The sequence below is a fragment of the Staphylococcus sp. EG-SA-2 genome (assembly GCF_017152085.1).
In genome coordinates, this window is sequence record NZ_JACYHC010000690.1 from 1 (window position 1) to 1,976 (window position 1,976).

Sequence of the window (1,976 nt, forward strand, 5' to 3'; positions counted from 1 at the left end):
AAGTTGGCGGGGCCCCAACATAGAGAAATTGGATCACCAATTTCAACAGACAATGCAAGTTGGGGTGGGGCCCAACACAGAAGCTGGCGAAAAGTCAGCATACAAAAATGTGCAAGTTGGCGGGGCCACAACAGAGAGAAATAGGATCACCAATTCCAACAAACAATGCAAGTTGGCGGGGCCCCAACATAGAGAAATTGGGTCACCAATTTCAACAGACAATGCAAGTTGGGGTAGGACATCGATAAAAAAATACTTTTTCTTTAGAAATTAGTATTTCTTATGCATGAGTTTTACTCATGTATTCATTTTTTAAGTAGACATTAGCTACAGCTAATGATAAAGAACCACTACATAATAAATCATTAGTGGTTCTTTATCATTTCTATCTCACTCTTTTACTGGAAGAAAAAGTTTACGTTTGTAGAACATGCCACAATACCAAAAATAATTAAGAAAAATAAGACGATAAGCATGATGACACTTTTCAAACAACCTCTATCAGTTTCTTCCGATTTTCTTTGTTGAACCTTTTTATAATCTTCAAGTAGTTTTGTCGCTTTTTTATTTATATGTTTATTCATGATGTTGACTCCTTATAATATATGTTTAATTCATTAAAATAGTTGAAAACATGACTTGAAATAAAGATATAAAGCTAAAGTAAGGATGTTCAATTGTTTCAAATTTTATGAAAGTATAACGTTAAATATGTTAATTTGATGATGATATTTGCTTTTTATTTTCCAAATGGAATTTACTTAAACTGATGCATTAAAATATTAATGAAGCACTAGAATACATAAATGAATAGTAATGGTGCACAGTATAGAATAATTAAGGCTATATTAAGTATAAATATCGTTAACTGTAAGCTATCTTTAGTTTTAATATAAACTATTAGGATAATCGACGTAAGAAGAATCATATATATTAATGATGAAGAAGTCCATACAAAATCCGCATCATTTGTTGTTAATAATGGGACTATAATTAATCCGAAATTAATCATGCATGCTATATATACTATAATGTTATACACAATGTTAATTTTTGTTCACCACCTTATACTTCTATTTTAAAAACTTCTTTATAATGATATATTGTTTAATGTTGAAATAATTAGATTATCTAATTTTCATTTGCTTTACATGTAAAAGGCTATATATAGTATGCTCTTTATGATTCTAAATGCTTTTTAATATTTAATGCTCATCAACATTTGGATTTTGAATATTCAATTCAAAAACTTTATTAGCTACGTCAATTGTAAAATCAGAACCATAGTTGACATGAGCTACTTTTAATTTTCCATCTAAATAATAGATTGCGATTGCAACATCGTAAAATTCGTCAATGACAAATAAACTCTTTTCGTTTGTTACAACCTCATGCTCTCCTGAGTATACAACGTTAATTTCCCAATCATTAAAAACCATTTGTTAACCTCCTTGAACATTTAAATTGATTCAACTTAAGTTTAACTTATTCATACAACTTCGTACAATATCTAGATGAACATTAATTGTATTTCTAGAAATCTTTTTCAATTATATGTACTAATTATACTTTTAAATTTCTTATTTCAGTATAGTTTTAAAACGATTTTAAAATAATTCTGCAAATATATTAACACATAATGTGTTCAAAAAGTTTTGAACAATTTCAAAACTTTTATATAAAGGGTTTGACAACATGGAATTCAAATTTCTTATTTTAAAAATCACCTCATATAGTGTCATGTTTAGTCTAATTTTTAAGTCAGGAAAGCAAATCAAGTACATAGTTTAAATTAAAAATATCATAAGTTAATTAAACTAAATTAAGTATAAAAATTAGGTTCTTCATCTTTTATGGTGGGAAGGTAAAACTTCCTGCTTTTTTTAATACACAAAAAGCGCAATTGCCTCTATAATTTAAAGTGACCAAACCCAAACTAAAGGAGACAAGTGCGCCTATGTGTAATGATACCTTAG

The 1,976-nt window shown here is 28.1% G+C and carries 2 protein-coding genes; both read right to left on the minus strand.

Annotated features, from left to right (window positions below; genetic code table 11):
• Nucleotides 1–398 precede the first annotated feature (398 nt).
• Nucleotides 399–584 carry a hypothetical protein gene (locus IDG60_RS12625; RefSeq protein WP_001032817.1) on the minus strand — a complete coding sequence of 62 codons (186 nt, stop codon included), beginning with the start codon at nt 582–584 and terminating at the stop codon, nt 399–401.
• Between the two features lie 621 nt (nt 585–1,205).
• Nucleotides 1,206–1,439: a hypothetical protein gene (locus IDG60_RS12630; protein WP_000231632.1), complete on the minus strand. Its 234-nt coding sequence runs from the start codon at nt 1,437–1,439 to the stop codon at nt 1,206–1,208.
• Nucleotides 1,440–1,976 lie beyond the last annotated feature (537 nt).

Bases quoted from the DNA above. Each gene is read 5' to 3' on its own strand.
- IDG60_RS12625 (WP_001032817.1), bottom strand. From the start codon at position 584: ATGAATAAACATATAAATAAAAAAGCGACAAAACTACTTGAAGATTAT.
- IDG60_RS12630 (WP_000231632.1), bottom strand. From the start codon at position 1,439: ATGGTTTTTAATGATTGGGAAATTAACGTTGTATACTCAGGAGAGCAT.